The sequence below is a fragment of the Sulfitobacter sediminivivens genome (genome assembly GCF_042611115.2).
In the GTDB taxonomy this organism is placed as follows: domain Bacteria; phylum Pseudomonadota; class Alphaproteobacteria; order Rhodobacterales; family Rhodobacteraceae; genus Sulfitobacter; species Sulfitobacter sediminivivens.
Genome location: NZ_JBHGAR020000003.1, coordinates 185,732 through 210,707 on the forward strand (window position 1 = coordinate 185,732; position 24,976 = coordinate 210,707).

20 protein-coding genes are annotated in these 24,976 nt (G+C 57.6%); 7 read left to right on the forward strand and 13 right to left on the reverse strand.

All coding sequences use genetic code 11. The features are described 5' to 3' along the window. Positions 1-16 precede the first annotated feature (16 nt). Positions 17-1,180 (reverse strand): MFS transporter, encoded by a 1,164-nt coding sequence (locus tag ACEWL3_RS05320; RefSeq protein ID WP_386179970.1) that lies wholly within the window; start codon positions 1,178-1,180, stop codon positions 17-19. A 77-nt stretch (positions 1,181-1,257) separates the two neighbouring features. Here ACEWL3_RS05320 and ACEWL3_RS05325 point away from each other — a divergent pair, with 77 nt between their 5' ends. Beyond that, on the forward strand, positions 1,258-2,022 hold the full coding sequence (locus ACEWL3_RS05325; protein WP_435000548.1) for a sterol desaturase family protein: 765 nt from the start codon (positions 1,258-1,260) through the stop codon (positions 2,020-2,022). 48 nt (positions 2,023-2,070) lie between these two features. Here the strand turns inward: ACEWL3_RS05325 and ACEWL3_RS05330 are convergent, their stop codons facing one another. The 9 genes from ACEWL3_RS05330 to ACEWL3_RS05370 form a co-directional block, all read right to left on the reverse strand. Beyond that, entirely contained in the window at positions 2,071-3,567 is a 1,497-nt protein-coding gene (locus ACEWL3_RS05330) for a replicative DNA helicase (RefSeq protein ID WP_114878993.1), read from the reverse strand. A gap of 152 nt (positions 3,568-3,719) precedes the next feature. Continuing rightward, complete coding sequence (locus ACEWL3_RS05335; protein ID WP_386179976.1) at positions 3,720-4,397, reverse strand: orotate phosphoribosyltransferase; 678 nt, start codon at positions 4,395-4,397, stop codon at positions 3,720-3,722. A 52-nt stretch (positions 4,398-4,449) separates the two neighbouring features. Then, positions 4,450-5,481 carry a dihydroorotase gene (gene pyrC / locus ACEWL3_RS05340; RefSeq protein WP_386179979.1) on the reverse strand — a complete coding sequence of 344 codons (1,032 nt, stop codon included), beginning with the start codon at positions 5,479-5,481 and terminating at the stop codon, positions 4,450-4,452. A gap of 33 nt (positions 5,482-5,514) precedes the next feature. Continuing rightward, positions 5,515-6,453, reverse strand: a complete 939-nt coding sequence (locus tag ACEWL3_RS05345; protein ID WP_386179982.1) for a phosphoadenosine phosphosulfate reductase — start codon at positions 6,451-6,453, stop codon at positions 5,515-5,517. Between the two features lie 107 nt (positions 6,454-6,560). Next, complete coding sequence (locus ACEWL3_RS05350; protein WP_386179985.1) at positions 6,561-7,607, reverse strand: glycosyltransferase family 2 protein; 1,047 nt, start codon at positions 7,605-7,607, stop codon at positions 6,561-6,563. Between the two features lie 4 nt (positions 7,608-7,611). Further along, positions 7,612-8,322: an FkbM family methyltransferase gene (locus ACEWL3_RS05355; RefSeq protein ID WP_386179987.1), complete on the reverse strand. Its 711-nt coding sequence runs from the start codon at positions 8,320-8,322 to the stop codon at positions 7,612-7,614. Positions 8,323-8,324: 2 nt separating this feature from the next. Next, complete coding sequence (locus tag ACEWL3_RS05360) at positions 8,325-10,682, reverse strand: glycosyltransferase family 2 protein (RefSeq protein WP_386179989.1); 2,358 nt, start codon at positions 10,680-10,682, stop codon at positions 8,325-8,327. Then, entirely contained in the window at positions 10,683-11,321 is a 639-nt protein-coding gene (locus ACEWL3_RS05365; protein WP_386179992.1) for a sulfotransferase family protein, read from the reverse strand. After that, positions 11,318-12,337: a glycosyltransferase family 2 protein gene (locus ACEWL3_RS05370; RefSeq protein WP_386180487.1), complete on the reverse strand. Its 1,020-nt coding sequence runs from the start codon at positions 12,335-12,337 to the stop codon at positions 11,318-11,320. Before ACEWL3_RS05370 ends, ACEWL3_RS05365 begins: the two co-directional genes overlap by 4 nt. Before the next feature lie 243 nt (positions 12,338-12,580). Between ACEWL3_RS05370 and ACEWL3_RS05375 the strand changes: the two genes are divergently transcribed. Together ACEWL3_RS05375 and ACEWL3_RS05380 are read left to right on the forward strand one after the other, a co-directional pair. After that, positions 12,581-13,489: an AAA family ATPase gene (locus ACEWL3_RS05375; RefSeq protein ID WP_386179995.1), complete on the forward strand. Its 909-nt coding sequence runs from the start codon at positions 12,581-12,583 to the stop codon at positions 13,487-13,489. 60 nt (positions 13,490-13,549) lie between these two features. Further along, a complete protein-coding gene (locus ACEWL3_RS05380; RefSeq protein WP_386179998.1) occupies positions 13,550-14,818 on the forward strand; it encodes a vWA domain-containing protein in 1,269 nt (422 codons plus the stop codon). A gap of 9 nt (positions 14,819-14,827) precedes the next feature. Here ACEWL3_RS05380 and purL read toward each other — a convergent pair whose 3' ends face one another. Both purL and ACEWL3_RS05390 read right to left on the reverse strand, forming a co-directional pair. Next, positions 14,828-16,987, reverse strand: a complete 2,160-nt coding sequence (gene purL / locus ACEWL3_RS05385) for a phosphoribosylformylglycinamidine synthase subunit PurL (protein WP_386180001.1) — start codon at positions 16,985-16,987, stop codon at positions 14,828-14,830. A 178-nt stretch (positions 16,988-17,165) separates the two neighbouring features. Further along, on the reverse strand, positions 17,166-18,047 hold the full coding sequence (locus ACEWL3_RS05390; protein WP_386180004.1) for a LysR family transcriptional regulator: 882 nt from the start codon (positions 18,045-18,047) through the stop codon (positions 17,166-17,168). Between the two features lie 82 nt (positions 18,048-18,129). Between ACEWL3_RS05390 and ACEWL3_RS05395 the strand changes: the two genes are divergently transcribed. Then, positions 18,130-18,426 carry a YciI family protein gene (locus tag ACEWL3_RS05395; RefSeq protein WP_386180007.1) on the forward strand — a complete coding sequence of 99 codons (297 nt, stop codon included), beginning with the start codon at positions 18,130-18,132 and terminating at the stop codon, positions 18,424-18,426. A gap of 227 nt (positions 18,427-18,653) precedes the next feature. Here ACEWL3_RS05395 and ACEWL3_RS05400 read toward each other — a convergent pair whose 3' ends face one another. Continuing rightward, complete coding sequence (locus tag ACEWL3_RS05400) at positions 18,654-19,559, reverse strand: LysR family transcriptional regulator (RefSeq protein ID WP_386180009.1); 906 nt, start codon at positions 19,557-19,559, stop codon at positions 18,654-18,656. A gap of 173 nt (positions 19,560-19,732) precedes the next feature. On the opposite strand from ACEWL3_RS05400, the gene ACEWL3_RS05405 reads away from it, so the two are divergent. From ACEWL3_RS05405 to ACEWL3_RS05415, 3 genes are all read left to right on the forward strand, one after another. Continuing rightward, positions 19,733-23,146, forward strand: a complete 3,414-nt coding sequence (locus ACEWL3_RS05405) for an indolepyruvate ferredoxin oxidoreductase family protein (RefSeq protein WP_386180012.1) — start codon at positions 19,733-19,735, stop codon at positions 23,144-23,146. 87 nt (positions 23,147-23,233) lie between these two features. After that, complete coding sequence (locus ACEWL3_RS05410) at positions 23,234-24,115, forward strand: lysophospholipid acyltransferase family protein (protein ID WP_386180015.1); 882 nt, start codon at positions 23,234-23,236, stop codon at positions 24,113-24,115. A 38-nt stretch (positions 24,116-24,153) separates the two neighbouring features. Continuing rightward, positions 24,154-24,963: a glutamate racemase gene (locus ACEWL3_RS05415; protein ID WP_386180018.1), complete on the forward strand. Its 810-nt coding sequence runs from the start codon at positions 24,154-24,156 to the stop codon at positions 24,961-24,963. Positions 24,964-24,976: the final 13 nt, after the last annotated feature.

Consider the following 24,976-nt stretch of genomic DNA (forward strand, 5'->3'; position numbering starts at 1 on the left):
AGGATGTGCGGCAAGGTCAAGATGCCCGCATCGCCCGGCGCAGCGCCATGCTTGCCTCAATTCCGGCCAGCAGCGCAATAAGCACCAGCACCGACGCCGCGCCCCATTCGGTCAGCATCCACCCGGCTATCAGCGGAAAGCCAAAGATGCCGACAAAGTAGGTCAGCGCAAAAAGCTGCAATGTCTGGGGGCCGATGTCGTTGTCAGCGTCGTTGGCGGTCATTGCCACAAGGATCGGGTAAGACACGCCGTATCCCAGCCCAAAAAGCACCGCCACGGTCAGATACAAGATCACCGAACTGCCACTGAACATGAACAAAATGATACTGGCGCACATGATGTATTGCAGCATTGCAATGGTGCGATAGGGCGTGGCCCCACCTTTGAATTTCGCAAGGATCAGACGGAAGACAACGACCGTCACCGTATAGGCCAGAAAAAAGTTGGCGTAGTTCAACCCGCGTGCATCGGCATAGACTGTTTGAAAATTGTTCAACCCGGCAAAGACACTGGCCCCCAGAAATACCATGATGACGGGGGTGCGCGCCCTGGAGGCAAAGATGCGCCCCAGCACCGCCAAAGTGATGCGCGAGGACGCCTCTGGGCCGGGCACAAGCGCATGTCTCTGCACCGGTGCTCCGAGCAAGAAAAACAATGCCGCACTCAGCGTGCACAGGGTGGCAGTGGCATAAAAGGCATCCGATATCGTCAAACCCCGCGCCTCAAGCGCGGACGCCAGCACGGGCGACAACCCGAAACCGGCCATGACAAAGACCGACAGCAACGTGAAATAACGCACCCGTTCATCGGCGCGCACCAGACGTGTCAACACGATGGGTCCCAGTGAATAGGTCAGCCCCCAGCCAAAACCCAGCAGGGCACTGGCCAGAACAAGGGCAGGCCCGACTGAGGAGGTCCAGCCAAACATGAACAAAGACGCGGCAATCGAGAGACACGCCATGCCAAGTGCACACAGCCGCCCCAAAGCATCCGACAGATGGCCAGAAAAATAGACCGTGATCAACGTGGTGATGGCGGTGACAAACAACATCGCCCCAACCGTTATTTCGCTGGCCCCGAATGCGTCAAAGAGGCGCGGTAACATGAAGGTCAGCCCATAAGCTCCTGATTGGAAAAAGACCGCCAGAAAGAACAGCATAAACGTGGTGGCGCGCGACATTTTGGGTGATCCTTTGGCGGGGCTGAGCAGGGCGCGCAGTGCAGGGGGTGTTAAAGCGAGGGCGCAACCTAACGTCAATGGCGACAAATGACGTGGGGCGGCATAGAATTCTGGTCATGAGCCGGTTCAGGATCATGTTTTCGCATGCAGGTGTCGCACTTATGGGTGCGACCTGTATGATTGCGTTTGGCGCGATGGCACTGGCGGCCCCGGCTTGGGTCTGGCTGCTGGTGCCGCTGGGTGTCGTCGCGCAGATGATGAATGAATACAACCTGCACCGTTTCGTCTTTCATCTGGCACCGCCCCGCAGGCAATGGGCGTTTGATCTGCTCTACCGGGCGCATTACGGGCATCACGATTTCCCCACCAACCCTGGGCTATTCTTTGTGCCGATCTGGGTGGCATTGCCGATGCTCTTGTTTAACTTTGGCCTTGTCTGGGGTCTGATGGCGATGATTGGGGTTGATGCGGCTTTCTGGGTCGCGCTGGCAATTGTGCCCTGCGGTGGTGTGCTGACTTTCATGGGGTACGAATGGTTCCATATGACCGCGCATCTGAGCCTGCCGAAAACGCGGGTGGAACGGCATGTTACGACCCTGCACAACCAGCATCATTTTCGTGATTTCAGCAAATGGTTTCACGTCAGCCCCGGTGGTCAGATCATTGACCGCGCGATGGGGACGGACATCGACCGCGAGGCGCTAAAGTCGCAACAGCGGATCGAGTTCATCCGCACCTTGGGCATGGTACCAGATGATCAGCGACTGGTGGCCGCGCGGGTGAAATTTGCCTCGAAATACAGCCTGTCAGTGGCGGAGATTGAGCGCGCTGCTGTCAGCTAGCGAACTCAACCCGGTTTTGTCGAACGGATTGACATGTTTGTCCTTGGATCAGAACTCCTGATCACCAGCACCTTGTTGCCATGGTTTGACAAGGTTTCCAAAGCGGGTAAAGCGCCCTTCAAAACTCAGATCAACGCTGCCGATGGGGCCGTGACGCTGCTTGCCGATCACCACCTCGGCGCGGCCATGCAGGCGCTCCATCTCTTCTTGCCAGCGCGCCATCGCCTCAAGATCATGATCGCCGGGTTTTTCGCGTTCTTTGTAATATTCCTCGCGGAACACGAACATCACCACATCCGCATCCTGTTCAATTGAGCCGGATTCGCGCAGGTCGCTCAGTTGCGGGCGTTTATCCTCGCGGTTTTCGACCTGACGGCTGAGCTGTGACAGGGCAATGACCGGAATGTCCAATTCCTTGGCGATGGCCTTGAGGCCCATGGTGATCTCGGAAATTTCGTTCACCCGGTTTTCGTTTTTGCCGGTGCCGCGGACCAGTTGCAGGTAGTCCACAATCAATACGTCCAGCCCATGGGTGCGTTTCAGACGTCGGGCGCGGGCGGCCAGTTGGCTGATCGGCAGGGCGGGCGTGTCATCGATGAAAAGCGGGCAGGCTTCCAAGGCTTTGGCGGCATCGACGAAGCGGCGGAATTCGGATTCCGTCATGTCACCAGAGCGGATTTGCTGGCTGGGTATTTCGGCGGCTTCTGACAGGATACGCGCGGCCAATTGTTCGGCGCTCATTTCGAGGCTGTAAAACCCGACAACGCCGCCATCAATCGCGCCTTCGGTCCCGTCTGGCTTCATCCCACGTTTGTAGGCCTTGGCCACGTTGAAGGCGATGTTGGTGGCCAGCGACGTCTTGCCCATTGAAGGACGTCCGGCGAGGATCAAAAGGTCAGACCGGTGCAACCCGCCCAACATCTTGTCCATGTCGATTAGCCCGGTAGACACACCTGAAAGCCCACCATCACGCTGATAGGCCGCATTGGCGACATTAACAGCGTCGGTTACAGCCTTGAGAAAGCTTTGAAAACCGCTTTCTGACTGGCCTTGCTCTGCCAGCTTGTAAAGCTCCTGTTCGGCCTCGACGATCTGTTCGCGCGGCTCTGACGCCACGTCGACCTGAGCTGCCTTGGCCGAGATGTCGCGCCCCAGTTGGATCAGGTCTCGGCGCACCGCCAGATCATAGATCATCTGGGCATAATCGCGCACGGCAAAGGCACTGATCGCGGCCCCTGCGAGGCGGGCCAGATAGGCCGGGCCGCCAAGCTCTTTGAGCCCCTCATCGTCCTCCATGAATGCCTTGAGCGTCACCGGCGAGGCAAGGTTATTCTTTGCGATACGCGTCGCCGCAATGTCATAGATGCGTGCGTGAACGGGATCGTAAAAATGCTTGGCACCAATGATCGACGCCACCCGATCATAGATGTCATTGTTGGTCAGGATCGCGCCCAGAAGCTGCTGTTCGGCTTCAATGGAATGCGGCATTGTCTCAGGTGCCTGCACGGCGATCTGGTTCGCGTTCAGCGATGTAATTTCATTCATGGTGCTGCCCCTTTTTGCCCTGCTGTGTCATAGCCAGCGGGTGGATGCGGCGCAAATTGTATGTTTTCTGTGGAGAACCTGTGGGAAACCCCGCGCGCACCATATCTTGCATCATGGCGGGGCATCAGGTCAACATGGAGTAGAGGGGTGCCCTAGCCTTTACGGGCATCCTGCCATTTTTTTGGGGCGTTCAGGAAGGTTTCCACTTCTGCGAGCGTGGCCGCGTCAAAGGCCCCCTGGGTCTTGGCTTCGGCCAGAACGTCCCACCATGTGCACAGGTGATGCAACGCAACCCCATGATCACCCAACGTCTTTTCCGTCTGGGGAAAGATATCGTAATAGAAAATCACTGCCGTGTGCCCGCAGGTGGCCCCGGTTTCGCGAATCGCATCCACAAAGCTCAGCTTTGATCCGCCATCGGTGGTCAAATCCTCGACCAGCAGCACGCGCTGACCGGGGGACATGTCGCCCTCAATGCGGGCGTTGCGGCCATAGCCTTTGGGTTTCTTGCGCACATAGGTCATCGGCAGGCCCATGCGTTCGGCGACCATGGCGGCAAAAGGAATGCCGGCGGTCTCACCCCCTGCAATGTTATCAAAGGCCTCAAACCCCGCGTTCCGCATCACTGTGACGGTCATGAAATCCATCAGCGTGGCGCGAATGCGTGGATGGCTGATCAGCTTGCGACAGTCGATATAGGTGGGGCTGGGCAGACCGGAGGCCAGTGTGAACGGCTCATCAGCGTTGAAATGCACCGCCTTGATCTCAAGCAGCATCCGGGCGGTGAGGCGGGCCATTTCTTGTGGCGAGGGGTAGCTGGTGGGAATCATCTGGAGCGTCCTTTGCGGGCGGGGTATTTGTGTATTTGAAGAACAATGAAACTTAAGGTGTCCAGTGCAGCGGCATTGCAGGATCAAACACAGTGACGGGGCCATCGGGGGTGTCGATATGGTCAGGGTAATCGGGGGTCTTTCGGATCAGCGTGACGGTCGTGTGATTCACCGGCAGTCCATAAAACGCAGGTCCGTTGAGGGACGTGAACGCCTCAAGCCGATCCAATGCGCCTTCCTGTTCAAAGACTTCTGCGAGAATTGAAAGGGTGTTGGGGGCGGTGAAACACCCCGCACAGCCGCAGGGCAGCAATTTGTTGGCATCCGTATGCGGTGCTGAATCCGTGCCCAGAAAAAACCGCGCATCGCCTGACGTGGCGGCGGTGCGCAGGGCCAGGCGGTGGACCTCGCGTTTTGCGACCGGAAGGCAATAGTAATGCGGTTTGATGCCGCCCGCGAGGATGTGGTTGCGGTTGATCACTAGGTGGTGGGTTGTGATGGTGGCCGCGAGATTTTTGTCGGCGCTGCGCACATAATCAGCAGCGTCCGATGTGGTAATGTGCTCCATGATCACTTTGAGCTTAGGATGCGCGCGGCGAATGGGGTCGAGCACCCGGTCGATGAACACCGCCTCGCGGTCAAAGATATCGACGGCCGCATCCGTGACTTCGCCATGCGTACAAAGCGGCAGGCCAATTTCAGCCATTTTTTCAAGCACAGGTGCCACTTTGTCAAAATTGGACACACCGCTTGCTGAATTGGTTGTGGCACCGGCGGGATAAAGTTTGACCGCATGGATCACGCCCTCCGCATGGGCCGCCGCCACATCGGCTGGATCGGTATTTTCGGTCAGGTACAGCGTCATCAATGGTGTGAAATCCGCACCTTTCGGCAGCGCGGCCATGATCCGGTCCCGGTAGGCGCGTGCATCAGCACCCGTCACCACAGGCGGCACCAGGTTGGGCATGATGATTGCACGGGCGAAATGAGCGGCGGTGTGCGGCAACACGGCGCGCAACATGTCGCCATCGCGCAGGTGCAGGTGCCAGTCATCAGGACGGCGCAATGTCAGGGTCTGTGTCATGCGCGTCGGGCTATCACAGGCCCGCTCGCGCTTCTAGTCTTGTTGTTCAGCCTGACGCGCTTGTAACTGTGTGAGTTTCGCCGAAAACATCCGCGCGCGCATTCGGCTTGTCACATTTTTACACAGGGCGATGATCAGTGTGTCCCGGTCGCCCTCATCAAGGGCAGTCAGCAGATTGCGCAGGTAGTGCCGGTAGTCCCGGCGAGCACGGTAAAGGGCGGCAAAAGTTGTCTCGTTAAGCGACCCGTCAGCGGCGGCCAAAAGCAACGGCACAAGTTGTGACATTTCCATCAGATCGGTTTGGAGGGCATCGCCCATAAACCGCATCCGCAGTTTTGTGACATTGGGCCGGGTAAACAGCGCGGCGTGCATGGCGTCCAGATTTTCACGCGGATCGTAAAGGACAAAGGCCTGTTCGGCGGCGTCGAGCATGTCCGGGGCAAAACCATAGCGCGAGGTGAAATCATGGATGCGCATATCCGCAAACCGGTGATCCCATTCGGTGATGCGCGGATCAAGCGTGGCCTGAGGTTGGATCACCACCACCTTTGCAGTGGGGGCCGCGATCGAATAGGCCGCAGCAGCATAGCCGCAGGGGCCTGCGCCATAAAAAATAACGGTGTCGAATTCGTCAAAGAACCCGTCATCAATTAACCGGTCAAAATAGCCGTAAACCGCTTTGTCGCGAAACCATGTGTCGCCGTCGCTGGCCACGCACAAATGCGACCAGCCATGATCACGCAACATCTCCCAGCCGAAAGGTTGCGCCAGCTCAGAAAGCGCGTGCATGCCTTGCAGTGTTTCAAAGGTAACCAGCAACGTGGTGCCCTCTTCGATGAAGGTCGCGAAATGGTTTTTGCCAAGCTGCTGGAAATACCCGTCTTCTTCGGTAATTTGCGCCACAGCCTGCAGCCATTCCCGCTTTGGCAGGTCCACAAGCGATGTGCTTAATGTGGGCGTCTGATCCGTCATTGCCGCGTCCTCAATTTTCGAAATGGCGTTATTTTTTGTGCCAATTGCCCGATCCATAGCGCCGCAATACGGCGAAATTGGGGAAAATGCGTGTGGAATTGATGCGGTCAGGCGTCCATTTTTCGGGCGAGGTTGGCGTGGTGCATCAGAAAACGCGCGGTCTTTTGATCCAGTGGTTGCGTGGGTGGTGCCATCAACAGGCGGCCAAAGAGAGCGCGAAATGGCTCCTGCTGCAAAAGTGCGTCAAAGCGGGCCTTGCGCCATGCCACCGCTTCGGTGTGCAGGGGGCCAAGCACCCTATCCGATTTCAGTTCGGCGAGAATGGCATCTCGCGCAGGCGCGGTCGATTGGATGGACGTGTCTTCTTCTGTGTTGAAATTTCGCTCGACCCAGTAGTCCAGACCCAAAAGGTGGTCTGAATGCACCGCACGGCCCCGGTCGGCCTTGAGCACATAAGATTCCATCGCACCCAGCGGATAGTGGTTCAGCTGCACCAGCCCATAATTGTCACGGCCAAAGTTGGAAAAGATGCGCTTGGTCTTGAACAGAGCGGGCAGGGGTCGGCCATGGCCATCATACCAACGTGCCTGGTCAAGGCGGGATGTGTCGGGGCTTCGGGGCCGGTGCACGCCGGGTTTTTTGTAAGTACCGTCGTTGCGATAAAGGGTTTTGAACATCGCAGATCGCCACGGCCAGTGCATCACATCGGGCGCGCATCGGGTGAATGTTTCGGTGACAGGTAAGTCTTGATAGCGGACCTGACCTGATGCCCCAAAAAGCCGCCATGTGAGTGTGATCGCGGTGGCCTCGGGCAGCGCCGCGTGCAGGGCGTCCAAGGTATGATCGCCGGTGTGAATGTTGATAAATTCGTCTACGTCCAGTGGCAGGATCCAATCGGCCTTTTTGACCTGATCCATGTTGGCCGCAAATTTCAGGGCGGTGAATTGAATGCCACCCTTGTCGAAAGGGCCTTTGTTGCGGACGTGGGTCAGCCCACCCATTGCGTCAAGCCGATCAAGCATTGTGTCTGTGCCATCGTCGCAATCGTTTGAAAACACAACAAATTCGTCGAAACCCAGCGCGCGGTGATGGGCGAGCCATTCGAGCAGAAATGCGCCTTCGTTTCGGACACATAAAAGGGCAAGATGGGTCAACGGCTCACCATTCCGTGCGGAAACACACGACCTTGTTGGTCGATGCGCGGTGATAATAGGCCAACCCGGCATCCATGAACGCCTTGAACACCTTGTTCACACCGTCCGGGCCGATCCATTGGGGGTGCAATTCGATGACGGCGGCGCGCAGTCCGGTCAGATCAAGCGTTGGAATCAGATCGACTTCGGCCCCTTGGATGTCGCAGATCAGCACACTGGCACCTATTTCCTTAAAAACGGTCTTGCCGTTGAGCACCTCAACTTTGGTGCTGGGCGGGTCCACTTCGCCTTCAAGCAGGGCCAGTGATGAGCCCAGCAGGTTATCGCGGACATAGAAATCGACCGTGCCCTTGCGGCGGCCCAAAATGGCGTTGGTGACATGGGCATTGGTCAAGCCATTTGCGGCATGGACCTGTTGAATATAGGGAATGAGATGGGGATTTGCCTCAAACGAATGGACCGATTTGATCTTGCGTTTTGACGCGATCAGCGTCGACATATATCCGATGCCGGCCCCCAGTTCTATGACAACATCCCCTTCCCTGACGACCCGCAGGGCGGCCACGGATTCTTTGTATTCATAGACGTTTTTGCGCAGTAATGCCCGCAGTCGGCCCTTGATGATATCTGCGTGGTTGGGAAATTTCATGCCCCTTGACGTGATAAAGGCAGAGGTTGGTTTTGCGGTGCGGTCCAGCATTGCGTTGCCATCCATCTTCAGCTCTCCATATCCAGTGACAGCGCATAGGCCACCCGTTCAACTTCGTCCAATTTAACATCCAGCGCCTGTTTATAGAGATCGCTGAATTCGGGCATGCCGTGTAATTCGCGGGCCTTGGCACGGTGCCAGTCCAAACCTTGCTGGTGAAATTTTTTCAGTTTTTTGTCTTTCATCAGCGCATCATATTCCGCGCGCACACGGGGTACGTTGCGTTTGATGGTCACATCGCGGAAATCGCACCAATCCATGCGGATCCAATAGTTGATCCCAATGGAGCGGTCCACATGCAAGGCCCGACCCCTTTGGCGTTTGATCAGAAAGGATTCTGCGGACCGCAGCGCATAATGGTTGAGCTGCAATAGGTCGTACCCGATGTTGCTCTTTGATGACCGCCAGCCATTGTGGCTGGCGTCGCGGGTCATGTCCTTGCCCGAGCCATTGACCCATTTCACTTTGTTTTCAAAGGCTTCTTCAAGTTTGTTGGGGCGGTGACATGAGATTTTTGCATAAGCCCCGATGTTTCGAAACATGGTCTTGAAGCCCCAGACGGTGTGCGGCTTGGGGCAGTATTTCGGCGCACAAGTATCGAATTGTTCGATCACGAATTCATCGCTTAACCGCGTTACGCCGTTATGACCAAACAGCCGCCAGGTCATCGCGATGTTGGTAGCATCCGGGACGGCGGCAAAAAGATCATCCAGCGTCCCATTGCCGGTGCGCACGTTGATAAATTCATCCACATCAATGTGAATGATCCAATCGGCGTTCTGGATCACCGGTTCTTTCAGCGCCTGATTCAGCGCATATTGCTGGGGTGAATTGCCCTTCCAATTGTCGTTTTTGCGGTGTTGCAAGATGCCCATGTCTTGCAACCGTCCCAGAATCTCATCGGTGCCATCGGTGCAATCATTTGTGTAGATCAAGAATGTATCGACCCCTATGGCGCGGTGATAGGCAACCCATTCAAGGATATAGGGTGCCTCATTCTTCATGCAGCCGACGATCACATTGCCGGTCGATCCGGGTTTGAGGGTCCGCGCGGGGACGGGGGCATAGGCCGCACCCAGTTCTTCCTCATTCACCGCGCCGAGGTTGTTGTGGGGTTTGAATTGGGTCGACAGGACCATCTGGTGATTGACCTTGACCCGGTTGAGCAGACGCGCGTTGGCATCCTTTTCGTCGTCGGTCTCGGCGGTTTCCATCAACAGGCGGTCGAACTTGGCCGACGCCTCTTTCACCGATGCCGCTTCGGCGCGCTTTTCGGCGATGGGCGTCGCATCGGCGCGGATGCGGTGGCTGAATGCGGTGAGGTATTGTGTGGCGCGAAAGCCGAATGCGGGGTCTGCCTCTGCCCAGGGGGCAAGCGGCGCGTCTGGTTTCAGCGCCGCTTTCAAATCCGGAAACATCTTGATCAGGCCGGCGTTTGCCGATTTGAAGTGTTTCGACAAAGCCCCAAGACTGCCCGGTTCGATGGGCGGTCCCTCAACCCTGATCCCGTTGAGCATCTGTTGCCACAGATTGCGGGGGCACAGATTATCACGCGCCTGCATGTATTTGATCAGCACATCACTAAATAGGCGCATCCGGGTCAGCCATGCGGCGGGACGGGGCGGGGGTAGTGGGCTCGCATCAACTTTGCCCAAGGGACCGGGCAGCCCCAGAATATGCGCCATTTCAGCCGCACCGTTTTCAGAGAAGAGATGCGCCATGTCCAGCGGCCGCAGGGTGACTTTGCCCGTGCCAAAGGTGTTTTCCCAGAGCGCCAGCATCGCCTTGAAATCGAGCCAGAACGGCGGGTGCTGAATGTCGTTGAACAGTCCAAAAAACGGTTCATTCACACCCCGTTTTTTCAGCGCCCCATCCCACCAGTTCTTTTCGCCAGCCAGATCAATTTCCTGCGCCAGTGAATGCCGCCTGCCTTCCAGCACCGCATAGGCATAGTGCTGCACCATCATCCGCGCCTGTTCGTCGACATGTGCAACGATTCGAATATCGTCGAAATGCGGTTCAAAGAGCGCCTTGAGCCGCGCCAGTTCGGCAGGGGCGGACAGCAGGTTGCCCAATTGCGCGGCTGCGACCATCACGTGATCGGCGGTCACTTCGGCCAGTTCTTTGGGGATCAGCGTCTCAAATTCACTGGTCAGGGTGCGCTGGACCAATGGGCTTTCCATGCCGCGCTGGAAGCGCAAAACGCCCACTTCTTCCGGCTCTGCGCAGGCGGCATAGAGGCGGACATGGTTCCAGTCTGGAACATGAATGCCCTGTTTCTGAAGGGGCCCCTCTTTTTGCTTTAACAGGGATCGAAACCGCGCTGCGGTGGCTTCTGTCGGGCCGATCAAAAGGGTCAACCGCATTCAGCTTACCCCTTCCGGATCGGCGGGCGTGCCCACATTGCTTTGGCCCCACCACGGCAGATCAACACCCAGATAGGCCGCGATCTTGTCTTGCGCGCCCGTGTCTTCAATGTCGTATTCCAGAAAGTTGTCGCAGCCCTGAAACACGCGGCGGCAAAACCTGAAATGCCCGTCAATCCAGCGTGCCAATGCGTCCTCAGTGGCCCCGAACCCGCGCGGCAGTCCGGGGATATCGGCCATGGGCAGACGCCGATTGCCCAGATTGTTCCAGCGCATCATGCTGTTGGCGGTCTTCATCGGATCGCGGTAGGTCATCAGGAACCTGACGTTCGGATGGTGTTCCTGGATCGCTGAAAGAAGCCCCCAATCGGTTTGTGGCCACAGGCTGCGGTCATGGCGCACGGCGCTCATTTCATTGATCATATCGAACTCAGTCAGGCGGGCCAGAGGATCGCCGCTGTCGAAATAATCGTCATAAATAATCTTGCCCACATGTTCGCCGATGATGTCGTTGCGCGTTGATTGCCCGCGTCTGATTTTCCAGTCAGCTACCGCAAGCCCGGCGTGACGCAGCGCATCGGTCAACGTGGTTGTGCCGGTTTTGGGCAGCCCCAGATTGATGATGCGCGGGCCAGTCATACCCCTGCAATCTCATTGATGATGGCTTCTTCGGCGGCACAATAGGGGGATGCCTCGCGAAATTGTTTTTGCATCGCACAGTAACTGTCCTGCGCCAGTAGCGCATCGCGCCGGGCCTTGTGCAGTGCCACGGCTTTTTCGTGCAGGTCGCCCACACCGGGCAATGCCTTGAGCCGGTCCATCTCAGTCTTGAGCGCATCCGCATAACGCAGGATGCTGTCATCGAAATAAGCCGCATCATTGCGTTCGCGCCAATAGGTCTCATCAAACACGCGGTGTTCGCGGTTCACATCGCCGCGGTCGTTCTTGACTAGGTGACTGTCCATTGAGCGCAGGGCATAATGGTTCAATGTTGCGAACTGCCGCGCGCCTTTTGCCGGAAAAGCACGGATGCGGCGCTTGTTGGCGCGCCGGCGAAACGGCGCAGGAACGGGGCGGCCCGATCCATCGCTCCATGCGGGCTTTTCCTTGGCATCATCATGGAAAGGACGATGCGCGCCAAAATACGCTAGAGGAAAATCTTTGCGGACCAGGCTTTTGACCTCAATCGCGGTTTCAGCGCACCACAGATCGGGATTGTGGCTGTGCAGGAACTGGGTGATCACCGGCACGTCCTGATATGTTTCAACCCCGCCATTCGCGAAATACTGAAAGGTGATCGAAATCGCTTTCGGGTTTTGGCAGGCTTCGATGAGCGCCGAGATGGTATGATCGCCCACATGGATGTTCAAAAACTCATCCACATCCGTGACCCAGACCCAATCGGCCTCTCGGATCAACGGGTGTCGCCGCGCGGCTTTCAGCGCCTGCATCTGATAATTGCGGTTGGTTGCCGGGTTCGGCAGATGAACGACAATCCCATGGTCTTGCAGTTGATCAAGAAGGGTATCGGTCGCGTCCGTACAATCGTTGGAATAAAACAGAAAATCAGTCACCCCAATGAGGCGGTGAAAGGCGATCCATTCCAACAGAAACGGTCCCTCGTTTTTCACACAGGTGACAGCCGTGATCCGCATGTCAATGCGCACCATTGGGTTTGGGGCCACTAGATCGATGGATGTGGGATATCTGTCTCATGTCCGCCTCTGGGTCGGGGGAAACATGGCCCCGTGACCTCTATTAATTCATTAAGATTATGACAGGGCGGTGGAATCGCGTCAATCGCGCAGGCGGTGACCGCCCCAAGCGTGACATATAGGCCAATCGCTCTCTTGACCTGACGCGCCGCAGATGCACCTTTGGGGGCCAGAGGAGTCTTTATGACAGATATATCCAGTATTGATGGCGTGCAAAAGATGTTGAGTGATCAAGGTTATATCTGTGGCCGGGCCCTTGGCACAGTGGTGTTTTTGAGCCTCAAACTGGGCCGGCCCCTGTTTCTGGAGGGGGAGGCCGGCGTTGGCAAGACCGAGATTGCCAAGGCGCTGGCGGCGGGCCTTAACCGGCGGTTGATCCGCCTGCAGTGCTATGAGGGCCTTGATGCGTCCTCGGCGGTTTATGAATGGAACTTTCCGGCGCAAATGGTCGCGATCCGCACAGCAGAAGCAGCAGGAGGGGCGGATAGTGCCGATCTGAACACCCAGCTTTTCAGTGATGACTTTTTGATTGAACGGCCCTTGTTGCAGGCGATGCGTCCGGATGAAAACGGCGCACCGATCCTGCTGATTGATGAACTGGACCGCACAGATGCCCCGTTTGAGGCATTCCTGCTCGAAGCGCTGAGCGATTTTCAGGTGACAATTCCTGAGCTTGGCACCATCACCGCGCCGGAACCGCCTATCGTGATCCTGACGTCCAATCGCACACGCGAAGTGCATGATGCGCTAAAACGCCGATGCCTCTATCATTGGGTGGATTATCCCGATTTCGACCGCGAAATGGAAATTCTGACCGCCCGCGTCCCTGAGGCGGCCGAAAACCTGAGCCGCGAGGTGGTTGCCTTTGTCCAGCACCTGCGCACTGAAGATTTATTCAAGAAACCGGGTGTGGCTGAAACCATAGACTGGGCCAAATGTCTGTTGGCGTTGGATGTGATCACGCTCAGCCCCGCCGTCATCGCCGATACCCTTGGGGCGATCCTGAAATATCAGGACGACATTGCAAAACTGCACGGATCAGAGGCGAAGCGCATTCTGGATCAGGCCAAAGCATCGCTTGAGCCTGCATGACGCTGTTTTTGGCCATGGATGCGTCCAAAAGGGTGGATGCCGCACCGGCAGTCGGCTGGCATGGCTGAACATCTACCCCTGAATCTTCCTGATGATCCCAGGCTGATGGGCAACATCACCCATTTTGCCCGCGCCTTGCGCCGGGCGGGGCTGCCGATTGGGCCGGGCCGGGTGATCGACGCCATTCGCGCGGTTGAGGCCGCCGGGTTCAGCAACAAGCGCGACTTTTACTGGACCCTGCACGCCTGTTTCGTGAATCGCCCTGAACATCGCACCGTTTTTGCCCAGCTCTTTCGGCTTTATTGGCGTGATCCGCGGTACCTGGAACATATGATGGCCGCCATGCTGCCCGCGATCCGCGGCGTGCAAGAGGATCGCCCGGCACAGGCCGCAGAGAAGCGCGCGGCAGAGGCGCTTTTGGATGGCGCAGAGGCTCCGCCGCAGGATGACGCAGATGAGGCTCCGGAAGAAGACGCGCTGATCGAAGTTGACGCCAGCCTCACCATGTCCGCCGCCGAACGCCTGCGCACGCTTGATTTCGAACAGATGAGCCTTGCGGAGATGGCACAGGCTAAACGGATGCTTGCGCAGTTGGCCTTGCCGATCAAACCCTTGCCGTCGCGGCGGTCCATGGTGTCGAACCGGGGCCGCATTGACGCGGCCCGCACCCTGCGCAGTGCGCTTCGCGCGGGTGGCGAAATGAACAAGCTGGCCTTCAAAACGCCGCGCCCGCGCTACCCCAATCTGGTGGTTATCTGCGATATTTCCGGCTCCATGAGCCAGTACAGCCGAGTAATTTTGCATTTTCTGCACGCGGTCGCCAATGCGCGGGGGGCCGGTTGGGCGCAGGTGCATGCGTTCACCTTTGGCACCCGGCTGACCAACATCACCCGCCATCTGGCCACCCGCGATGTCGATGCCGCCCTTGCCGCTGCAGGGGCAGAGGCGCAGGATTGGGAAGGGGGCACGCGCATCGGTGCCTCGCTCGCGGCATTCAACCGGGACTGGTCACGCCGGGTGATGGGGCAGGGTGCTGTGGTTCTATTGATCACCGACGGGCTGGACCGCGATGCCCCGGAAGATCTGGCGCGCCAGATGCAGCGCCTGCATCTGAGCGCGCGGCGATTGATCTGGCTGAACCCGCTGTTGCGCTGGGACGGATTTGCGCCCAAGGCGGTCGGCATTCGCGCGATGTTGCCGCATGTCGACAGCTTTCGCGCTGGCCATTCGATTGCCTCTCTGGAGGAATTGGCGGCGGTTATTTCCAAACCCGACGATGTGGGCGAAAAGGCCCGCCTGATGGCCGCTGGGCAGGACGTGCCCAGCTAGATCCACAGGTTATTCAAATGCGGCAGCAAATGCGCTGCGGTAGACTTCAGACAGCTCGGCCAGGGGGGCCGAGGTGCTGCCAAACGTCACCTGATCACCGCCAAAGCTGCCCACGGTGATCAGCGGCACGCCTGCTGCCCCTGCCGCTGACATCAGGGCCTCGGCCTCGTCGAAATTGCACGCAATCAGATAGCGCGCCTGATCTTCACCAAAAAGGGTAGGTGTGTCATCGGCATCTATCGTGACGCCCACACCTGCGCTTTCGGCCAGCTCAAACGCGGCCAGCGCGAGGCCGCCATCGCTTAAATCTGTGCAGGCTTTGATCAGCGCCCGGTTGGCACGAATGAAATCGCCATGCGCGCGCTCAGCGTCGAGGTCCACATGCGGCGCGTCCCCATCGGTGCGCCGGAAGACCTGTGCCAAGAGGGCCGATTGACCCAAGTGCCCGGTGGTGTCGCCCAAGACCAAGGCAACATGGCCATCGCGCACTTGGGTGCCAATAATGTCATCGGTGTGATCCAGCAGACCCACGGCCCCGATGGTGGGGGTGGGCAGGATGCCAGTGCCGTCGGTTTCGTTATAAAGCGAGACGTTGCCGGACACGATCGGCATATCGAGCGCCTTTACCGCCGCCCCGATGCCTTTGATCGCCCCCACAAACTGGCCCATGATTTCGGGCTTTTCGGGATTGCCGAAATTCATGTTGTCGGTGGTGGCAAGGGGCCGCGCGCCCACGGCACATAAGTTGCGATACGCTTCGGCAACAGCCTGTTTGCCACCCTCAAAGGGGTTGGCTTTGACATAGCGCGGTGTCACGTCTGAGGTGAACGCCAGCGCCTTGTCGGTGCCATGGACCCTCACGATACCTGACCCGAAGCCCGGTGTGCGCGCACTGTCGGCCATCACCATCGTGTCATATTGTTCATAAACCCACGCTTTGGAGGCATAGTTCGGGTCCGAGATCAGCGCGCGCAGCCCGTCAATGGGGTCAATGCCCGGCACATCGGCCAAAGGGGCAGCGGCGGGTGTTTCCACCCATGGACGGTCGTATTCGGGCGCGGTACTGGCCAGCTTGGACAGCGGCAGATCGGCTTTCACCTCACCGTTGTGGACAATCAAAAACCGATCTTCGGCCATGGTTTCACCCACAATGGCGAAATCGAGGTCCCATTTGTCAAAGACGGCGCGGGCTTCCGCCTCAAGCTCGGGCTTGAGCACCATCAGCATGCGTTCCTGAGATTCCGACAACATCATTTCATAGGCGGTCATATTGGGTTCGCGCTGTGGCACGTTTTCCAGATCAAGCCGGACGCCCAACCCCCCCTTGTCGCCCATTTCCACTGCCGAACAGGTCAGGCCAGCGGCCCCCATGTCCTGAATGGAAATTACGGCACCGGTCGCCATCAGCTCCAGCGTGGCTTCCATCAGCCGTTTTTCAGTGAAGGGGTCGCCCACCTGCACCGTCGGGCGCTTTTCTTCAATCGTGTCGTCAAACTCGGCAGAGGCCATGGTGGCCCCACCAACGCCATCGCGGCCCGTCTTGGCCCCCAGATAGACCACCGGCATGCCTACGCCGGATGCGGCAGAATAAAAGATCTTGTCTGCATCCGCCAGACCCGCAGCAAAGGCGTTGACCAGACAATTGCCATCATAGGCAGCATCAAAGCGGACTTCGCCGCCAATGGTCGGCACGCCAAAGCAGTTGCCATAGCCGCCAACACCCGCAACCACGCCGTGCACCAACTGTCGCGTCTTGGGGTGATCTGGCCGGCCAAAACTCAGCGCATTCATTGCGGCAATAGGTCTGGCACCCATCGTGAACACGTCACGCAGGATGCCCCCCACGCCCGTCGCCGCCCCCTGATAGGGTTCGATGTAGGAGGGGTGATTGTGGCTTTCCATCTTGAACACCAGCGCTTGTCCGTCGCCAATATCGACCACCCCCGCATTTTCACCGGGGCCGCAAATGACCTGCGGGCCTTCGGTGGGCAGGGTCCGCAACCATTTCTTGGAAGATTTGTAAGAACAATGCTCGTTCCACATCGCTGAAAAGATGCCCATTTCGGTATAATTGGGGTCTCGGTTCAGGATACGCTTCACTTCAGCATATTCATCGAGCGTGAACCCGTGGGCCTTGATAAGCTCTGGCGTAATTTCAGGTTCGGTCATGTTGTGGTGTCCCCGATGTAGCAGTTGGGGCTGTCATAGTTGAATGGCCGCTGGGGGAAAAGAGCAAAGCGGGCAAGGGGGCGTCGCTGTTTGTCCAAAGGCGGTTGAGCGGACCTGGTCGCCGTTCATTTGCGGCGATGCTGCAGCTCTTTTTGGCTATGATCGGTGGGGAAATGTCTCACGCCTGATCAAACAATTTCGCTTTGGTCAGCCAAGTTGTTGCCACGTCAATGCGGTCAACACCGCGCATGTCGCGATGGCGCAGCAACCAGACATTGCGATGCATTTGATGTTGCTCTTCCTGATCACCGAGCCTGATAAGTCGCTTATCCTTCGATCCGATCACATCCGGCAGCACCGCTCGGGACGGGGTATGCACCACTGTATGATAGGCCGCTTCAAGATCGTGCATCAACACACCGGCGATCTTTCCACCCGAATCCTTTGCGAATTTTTCCGTCCACCCCGCTTGCGGAAGATGCGCCGCCACAGGATCGTAGGTCAGCCACGGGCGATCAACGTCAGCGACCTCGTGAAACGCCTTTGCAGTGAATGCCGCAAATACGACGCTGCCCAGTTTCTGAGCCAGCACCGCATCACCGCCTTCCTGCGGTTCGCCAAAACGGATTGCCAGATCAACTTCTCGCCGTGTGAGGCTGAGATTTCTGTTATCGGGAATGAGGCTGAGCTGAAGCGCCGGATGGGCCGCTAAGAAGCTGTGAATGTTCGGAATGATAAAGCGGTTCAACAGAAATGGCACAGCCGTGAGCCGAACTGTTCCGTGCACAATCTTATCCCGGCCCAGAACCGCCTCGGCCAGATTCGCGTGGCGTTCCATGCCTTCGGCTTGGTCTGCAAGTGCCAGCCCATGTTGGGTAAGACGAAGCTTTCCGCCCTGACCGCGTATGAGCAACGGCGATCCGGCCAGACCCTCAAGCACTTTGAGCCTGCGTGAGACTGTCGTCGCGTTGACGCCCAACAGGGCCGCCGCTCCCGACAGCGACTGCGTGCGCGAAACGCCAAGCAATACACGAAGATCATTCCAGGGCAGCTGCTGCATATTTGCAGATGGTAAATGCAAATATTCGAATTGAGAATGTATAAATGCAGGTGGATGGTTTCCCTCAGAGGAGGATGCTCAGATGCTTTACACCATTCATTTTAACGATAACCCGGATGCGGACCCCGATCTGCGGCCACGTTTCATGGCGCAGCACTTGGCGTTCCTGACCGACAAAAAGAAAGTGATACGCGCCGCTGGCCCGCTGAAAGAAGACGATGGGCAGGTAAAAGGCGGGCTTTGGCTTGTGGACGTGGAATCAGTCGAACAGGCTTGGGATCTGGTTAAGACAGATCCGTTCTGGACAACCGGACTGCGGGACAGGGTTGAGATCAAGCAATGGGTGCAAGTCTTTGCCGAGGGTCAGGCGCTAATCTGATGGGTTCCTACATGTATTGGTTTCGTTCAACCTGTCCGTGAATTTGCACCCTCAGCTTTGCGCAAAAAAAAGGCCGAGCATAAAGCTCGGCCAAGTCCAACAGGGAGGTATGAAGCAGCGCGCCGAAGCGGCTCATCTTCATAATGGTGAATTAGGCAGCACATCCGTTCCAATCAAGGCAGAATCGACTTTCGCCAAAGCAAACCTGATATGCGTCGGGTGCATGGCTACCTGTTTTCCTTGTCCCGCAACAACTTACGGTAGGTAATGATTTCGTCCTGAACAAAGTCTTTAAAGGCCGAAACCCGCTTTGATTGCCGCAATTCTTCTGGATAGGCCAAAAACACAGGTACGTCCGCCGACTCGGTGTCGGGCAGGACCTGTACCAGATCGGGAAAATCCTGCGTCAGGTAGTCGGGCAGAACCCCAATACCCAAATTGTTCAGAACCCCTTGCAGCACCCCAAAATAATTGTTCACCGTGAGCAGGGAGCGCACATCATGCATCATCAGTTCCTGCACAAGGGTCACACCGGCCCCGACCTGATCGCTGTTGGTGTTTTGGCAAATCAGACGGTGGTTTGACATATCTTCAATGCGCTGGGGCGTGCCATGTTCAGCCAGGTAAGCCGGAGTGGCATATAGACACATCTTGATCATCATCAGTTTTTTGCGGACCAGATCGGCCTGAGACGGCTCTTTCATGCGGATGGCCACATCGGCCTCTCGCATTGGCAGATCCAGCACCCGTTCTTCAAGCATGAGATCGACTTTTAAATCGGGGTACTTTTCATAGAGTTTTGGCAGGCGCGGGGCCAGCCATAAGGTGCCAAATCCGGTTGTCGTGGTCACCCGCAATTCGCCAAACACTTCTTCCTCGCTGTCGCGAATGCGCGCGGCTGCGGTATCTAGGCGTCTGGTCATGGCGGTGGTCGCGTCAAACAGCAATTCGCCCTGTTCGGTCAGGATTAAACCGCGCGCGTGCCGGTGAAACAGGTTTGTGTTCAACTGCTCTTCAAGCCCGCGGATCTGGCGTGACACCGCCGATTGTGACAGGTTCAGTTTGTCGCCAGCGTGGGTCAGGCTGCCAACATCTGCAACCGCATGAAAAATTCTCAGTTTATCCCAATCCATTCTCTTCAACTTTCATTAAATGCCTAACTCCTATCGCACCTGATCGGGAATTACAGGGGGGTATGCTGACAGTCAGCGACAAGAAGCCAAAATTTTTACCTATACAGGTCAGTAATTGTGACCTATATCGGCAATAATCATGCCATTATATTGCGACACCGGGGAGGCGCGCCATGACTGTGCAAAATATTTCACTGAACGATCGTTTTGATTTGGAAAAATCACCTGTATTGCTGAACGGGACACAGGCGCTGGTGCGCATGATGATGATGCAGGGTGCGCGCGATCGGGCTGCGGGGCTGAACACGGCCGGTTACGTAACCGGCTATCGTGGATCACCCCTGGGGGCGGTTGATCTGCAGATGAGCAAGGCTGAGAAGGTGCTCTCGGCCTACAACGTCAAATTTCAGCCCGGTTTGAACGAAGATCTGGCCGCGACGGCCCTTTGGGGGGCACAACAGGCCGAATTGCGCGGCGAGGGCAAATACGATGGTGTCTTTGGCCTGTGGTACGGCAAGGGGCCGGGGGTGGACCGGTCGGGCGATGTGATGCGCCACGCCAATATGGCGGGCACGTCCAAGCACGGCGGCGTGCTGATGGCGATGGGCGATGACCATACCGGCGAATCGTCCACCGTTTTGCACCAGTCGGAATGGGCGATGGTGGATGCCTATATGCCGGTGGTCAGCCCGGCAGGCGTGCAGGAAATTCTGGACTACGGCATTTATGGCTGGGCGTTGTCACGGTTTTCGGGTCTTTGGGTGGGCCTGAAGACGATGAAAGACACGGTTGAGGCAACTTCGGTTGTGGATGGTGACCCACACCGGATGAAGCTGGTGTTGCCCGAATTTGACATGCCAGAAGGCGGTTTGAACATCCGGTTGCAAGATACACCGCATCTGCAAGAGGCGCGGATGATCGACTACAAACGCTATGCCGCCGAAGCGTTCAGCCATGCCAACAAGATGGATAAACGCATGTGGGGCAAGCGGGGGGCCAAGATCGGCTTTGCGGCGGCGGGCAAGAACTGGCTCGATCTGGTGCATGCGATGAACATGCTCAACATTGACGAAAACGAGGCCGAACGGCTGGGGCTGACGCTCTATAAAATCGGCCAGACCTTTCCGCTGGACATGGAAGGATTTCACGACTGGGCCGATGGCCTTGATCTGGTTGTTGTGGTTGAGGAAAAGCGCAAACTGATCGAGGTGCAGATCAAAGAGGCACTCTTTAGCGATACGCACCGCCGCGTCTATGGCTGGCACAAAGGCGGCGCGGGCATGGAACATGGCGAAGAGCTGTTCCCGACGCGCGGCGCGCTTGACCCGCTGCACATTGCCGAGAAACTGGGCAGTATCCTGCTCGAAGAGGGGCGCGAAACCGATGGCATCCGCGCCGGGCTAGAAGCATTGAGCGAGGCGCGCCGCGCTGACAACGCCGAAGATATTGCCGCGCGGTTGCCGTATTTCTGTTCAGGCTGCCCGCATAATTCATCGACCAAGGTACCTGACGGCTCCCGAGCTTATGCGGGTATTGGCTGTCACTATATGGTCCAATGGATGGACCGCGAGACCACCGGTTTCACCCACATGGGCGGCGAAGGGGCCAATTGGATCGGCGAGGCGCCGTTTTCGAACACCAAACATGTGTTCCAGAACCTCGGCGACGGCACCTACAACCATTCCGGCGTGCTGGCAATCCGCGCGGCCCTCGCCGCTGGCACCAACATTACCTATAAAATCCTCTATAACGATGCGGTTGCAATGACCGGCGGCCAACACAACGAGGGCGATCTGGATGCTTATCGCATCGTCAATGAACTCAAGGCGATGGGCGTCAAAAACATCGCTGTGGTTTACGACGAAAAAGAAGACGTGGACCTTGGCCGGTTCAAAGGCGTCGAAACCCACGAACGCGCGGCGCTGCCACGGGTTCAGGAAGCGTTCCGCGCACATGAGGGCGTAAGCGCCATTGTCTATATCCAGACCTGCGCCGCTGAAAAACGCCGCCGTCGCAAGCGGGGCCTGTTTCCTGATCCTGACAAACGGGTGTTCATCAAAGAAGACGTCTGCGAGGGCTGCGGCGATTGCGGCGTGCAGTCCAACTGCGTGTCCATCGTGCCGATTGAAACTGAACTGGGCCGCAAACGTGCGATTGACCAATCCTCCTGCAACAAGGATTTCTCTTGTGTCAAAGGGTTCTGTCCTTCGTTCGTGACGCTTGAAGGGGCCAAGATCCGCAAAGACCCAACGACTGAAATCACCATTCCTGACCTGCCAATGCCGACATTGCCGACAATCAAGGGCACCCATAACGTGGTGATCACCGGGGTGGGCGGCACCGGCGTCGTGACCATCGGGGCCTTGCTGGCACAGGCCGCGCAACTGGATGGCAAAGGCGCGGGCATGATGGAGATGGCCGGTTTGGCGCAAAAAGGCGGCGCGGTGCATATCCACTGCCGCCTGGCGAATAAACCCGAAGATATCAGTGCCATTCGCGTGGCCACAGGCGAGGCGGACGCGTTGATTGGCGGTGATTTGGTCGTGTCAGCGGGCCACAAGACACTCGGCCTGACCAAACCGGGACGCACCGGTGCGGTGGTCAATGCCCATCAGATCATCACCGGCGATTTCACCCGCAATACTGAATTCCAACTGCCCTATGACCGCCTCACACTGGCGCTTGAGGCGCGGCTCAAGGACCGGGTAGCGATGTTTGACGCTTCTGATCTGGCCAAGGCGGCGCTGGGCGATTCAATTTTTTCCAACATGATGATCTTTGGCGCAGCATGGCAGCAGGGTCTGTTGCCGTTGAGCCTTGAAAGCCTTGAGGAAGCAATTCGTCTCAATGGGGCGGCCGTTGAACGCAACCTGCGTGCCTTTGAGATCGGGCGCTGGGCGGTGTTGTACCCTGAGGATGCCCTTGCCGTCAGCACGCCCAAAGTGATTGCGCTGCCAAAAACACTGGATGAAAAAATCGCGTTTCGCGTGGATCACCTGACCGCCTATCAGGGCAAGGGTCTGGCAAAACGCTATGTCAAAATGCTGGGCAAAATTCCTGACGAAAAGGTCAAAGAAGCTGTGGCGCAAGGCTATCATAAGCTGTTGAGTTACAAGGATGAATACGAGGTTGCGCGGCTTTTGCTGACCAGCCGTGAAAAGGCGCGCGCCGAGTTTGATGGCGATCTGAAAATGACCTTTCACATGGCCCCGCCGCTGTTGTCGAAAATGGGGCCGGATGGCCGCCCGGTAAAACGTCAGTTTGGCCAATGGCTGGAAACACCTCTGCGCATTCTGGCGAAATTCAAGGGTCTGCGTGGCACGCCCCTTGATCCGTTTGGCTATACCGCCGAGCGTAGGATGGAGCGTGGCCTGATCAAGCAATATGTGGCTGACATGAATGAGGTGCTGCCGCTGCTGACCGATCAAACCCGCGCGGCAATAGTGGCTTTGGCGGAACTGCCGCTGCAAATTCGCGGATTCGGCCCGGTAAAACAGGCCAACGAGGCGAAAGCGGCCAAGCGGCGCGAGGAATTACTGGGCGTGATCCGGGCAGGTGGCACCGCCACGGCCAAGGCAGCGGAATAAGCCGTCATCAAAGTGTAACACGGCGATTGCAAAAAGGGGTCTGATGGCTATGAGTTGGCCCGCACCTGATCCTGAAAGGGGGCGTTTTTGGCCCGCAGACCCCGCGCCTCTGTCCGCGATCTAAGCTATGCAGGATCTGCCCCAACTTGGGGTGGTCGCTTGTTGATCCGCTGTTTGGAAAACGCAACCGGTCGCTTGGGTCTGATCCGGCGCGCTGCGGCATATGAACGCGATGTCGCTGATGGAGCGCCGTTTTTCGATGTGATGATCAGACGGTTCGGTTTGTCCCTTGATGTGCAGCGCGGGACCCTCGATCTGATCCCGCGCGAGGGGCCGGTGATTGTGGTGTCGAACCATCCGTTTGGCATTCTTGATGGGATGATGATGGGTCATCTGCTGACCAAAACGCGTGGTGATTTCAGGATTTTGGCAAATTCAGTGTTCAACCGGTCTGAGGATCTGAACGCCATGCTGCTTCCGATCAGTTTTGACACCACCAAACGCGCATTGGCACTGAACCTTGAGACACGACGCGAGGCATTGGACTATCTCGCTTTGGGGGGTGTCATCGGTGTCTTTCCCGGGGGCACGGTGAGCACCGGCATCACGGCAATGAAACCGCCCATGGATCCGCGCTGGCGCAGCTTTACCGCGCGGATGATCGCGAAATCGGACGCTGTGGTGGTGCCGGTGTATTTCCACGGACAAAACTCGCGGGTATTTCAAAGGGCCAGCCATCTGCACGCCAATCTGCGGCTGGGCCTGTTGATCCGCGAATTTAACGCCCGTGTGGACAGCGGTGTCGCACTTTCGGTGGGCGCACCGATCGGGCGCGACGTTCTGGACCCATTGGCAAAAGATGGCGCAGCGTTGATGGATTTCCTGCGCAAAACCACTTATGCGCTTTCCCCGGATGCGCACCCATGCTTTGATCTGGGATACGACTATGAGACGCTGCAAAGCGTCTGACAGACTTTGAATTGCCGCCGCGCGGCTGAGGTGGAACGATGGCAGTTGGCATTTTTGACAGTGGTTTGGGCGGGCTGACCATTCTGGACGCCGTACAGGCGCGCCTGCCTGATGTCGCATTCACCTATCTCGCCGACAGCGCGAATGCGCCTTACGGGGTGCGCACTGCGGATGACATTTATGAGCTGACCGTTGCTGCCACCCAACGGCTCTTTGATGCGGGCTGTGACCTTGTTGTGCTGGCATGCAACACCGCCTCTGCTGCGGCACTGCGCCGGATGCAAGAGGGCTGGGTGCCTGAAGATAAACGGGTTCTGGGTGTTTTTGTGCCGCTGATCGAGGCGCTGACCGAACGCCAATGGGGTGATAATTCGCCACCACGCGAAGTTGCGCTAAAGCATGTTGCATTGTTCGCCACACCCGCCACCGTCGCCACCCGCGCGTTTCAGCGCGAACTGGCATTTCGCGCCATCGGTGTGGATGTCGAAACGCAGGCTTGCGGCGGGGTCGTCGATGCCATCGAAGACGGCGATTTCATTCTGGCCGAAGCGCTGGTGCAAAGCCATGTGGACGCGTTGAAGCGCAAGATGCCGGAACCGCAGGCCGCGATCCTTGGCTGTACCCATTATCCGCTGATGCAAGAGGCATTTCAGCGGGCCTTGGGCGAGGACGTCAAGGTTTTTTCCCAGGCCAATCTGGTGGCAGATGCGCTGGCTGACTATCTGCACCGGCATCCGAACATGGGCGGCACCGGCCAGGCGGGTTTTCTGACCACAGGCGATCCGACGCGCGTCAGTACCCGCGCCACGCAATTTCTGCGACGACCGTTGACCTTTACCGCCGCCTGATCGCACATACAGA

Excerpts from the sequence above, each read along its gene's own strand:
- ACEWL3_RS05320 (WP_386179970.1), bottom strand. The coding sequence starts at position 1,180 with ATGTCGCGCGCCACCACGTTTATGCTGTTCTTTCTGGCGGTCTTTTTC.
- ACEWL3_RS05325 (WP_435000548.1), top strand. The coding sequence starts at position 1,258 with ATGGCGACAAATGACGTGGGGCGGCATAGAATTCTGGTCATGAGCCGG.
- ACEWL3_RS05330 (WP_114878993.1), bottom strand. The coding sequence starts at position 3,567 with ATGAATGAAATTACATCGCTGAACGCGAACCAGATCGCCGTGCAGGCA.
- ACEWL3_RS05335 (WP_386179976.1), bottom strand. The coding sequence starts at position 4,397 with ATGATTCCCACCAGCTACCCCTCGCCACAAGAAATGGCCCGCCTCACC.
- pyrC (WP_386179979.1), bottom strand. The coding sequence starts at position 5,481 with ATGACACAGACCCTGACATTGCGCCGTCCTGATGACTGGCACCTGCAC.
- ACEWL3_RS05345 (WP_386179982.1), bottom strand. The coding sequence starts at position 6,453 with ATGACGGATCAGACGCCCACATTAAGCACATCGCTTGTGGACCTGCCA.
- ACEWL3_RS05355 (WP_386179987.1), bottom strand. The coding sequence starts at position 8,322 with ATGGATGGCAACGCAATGCTGGACCGCACCGCAAAACCAACCTCTGCC.
- ACEWL3_RS05360 (WP_386179989.1), bottom strand. The coding sequence starts at position 10,682 with ATGCGGTTGACCCTTTTGATCGGCCCGACAGAAGCCACCGCAGCGCGG.
- ACEWL3_RS05365 (WP_386179992.1), bottom strand. The coding sequence starts at position 11,321 with ATGACTGGCCCGCGCATCATCAATCTGGGGCTGCCCAAAACCGGCACA.
- ACEWL3_RS05370 (WP_386180487.1), bottom strand. The coding sequence starts at position 12,337 with ATGCGGATCACGGCTGTCACCTGTGTGAAAAACGAGGGACCGTTTCTG.
- ACEWL3_RS05375 (WP_386179995.1), top strand. The coding sequence starts at position 12,581 with ATGACAGATATATCCAGTATTGATGGCGTGCAAAAGATGTTGAGTGAT.
- ACEWL3_RS05380 (WP_386179998.1), top strand. The coding sequence starts at position 13,550 with ATGGCTGAACATCTACCCCTGAATCTTCCTGATGATCCCAGGCTGATG.
- purL (WP_386180001.1), bottom strand. The coding sequence starts at position 16,987 with ATGACCGAACCTGAAATTACGCCAGAGCTTATCAAGGCCCACGGGTTC.
- ACEWL3_RS05390 (WP_386180004.1), bottom strand. The coding sequence starts at position 18,047 with ATGCAGCAGCTGCCCTGGAATGATCTTCGTGTATTGCTTGGCGTTTCG.
- ACEWL3_RS05395 (WP_386180007.1), top strand. The coding sequence starts at position 18,130 with ATGCTTTACACCATTCATTTTAACGATAACCCGGATGCGGACCCCGAT.
- ACEWL3_RS05400 (WP_386180009.1), bottom strand. The coding sequence starts at position 19,559 with ATGGATTGGGATAAACTGAGAATTTTTCATGCGGTTGCAGATGTTGGC.
- ACEWL3_RS05405 (WP_386180012.1), top strand. The coding sequence starts at position 19,733 with ATGACTGTGCAAAATATTTCACTGAACGATCGTTTTGATTTGGAAAAA.
- ACEWL3_RS05415 (WP_386180018.1), top strand. The coding sequence starts at position 24,154 with ATGGCAGTTGGCATTTTTGACAGTGGTTTGGGCGGGCTGACCATTCTG.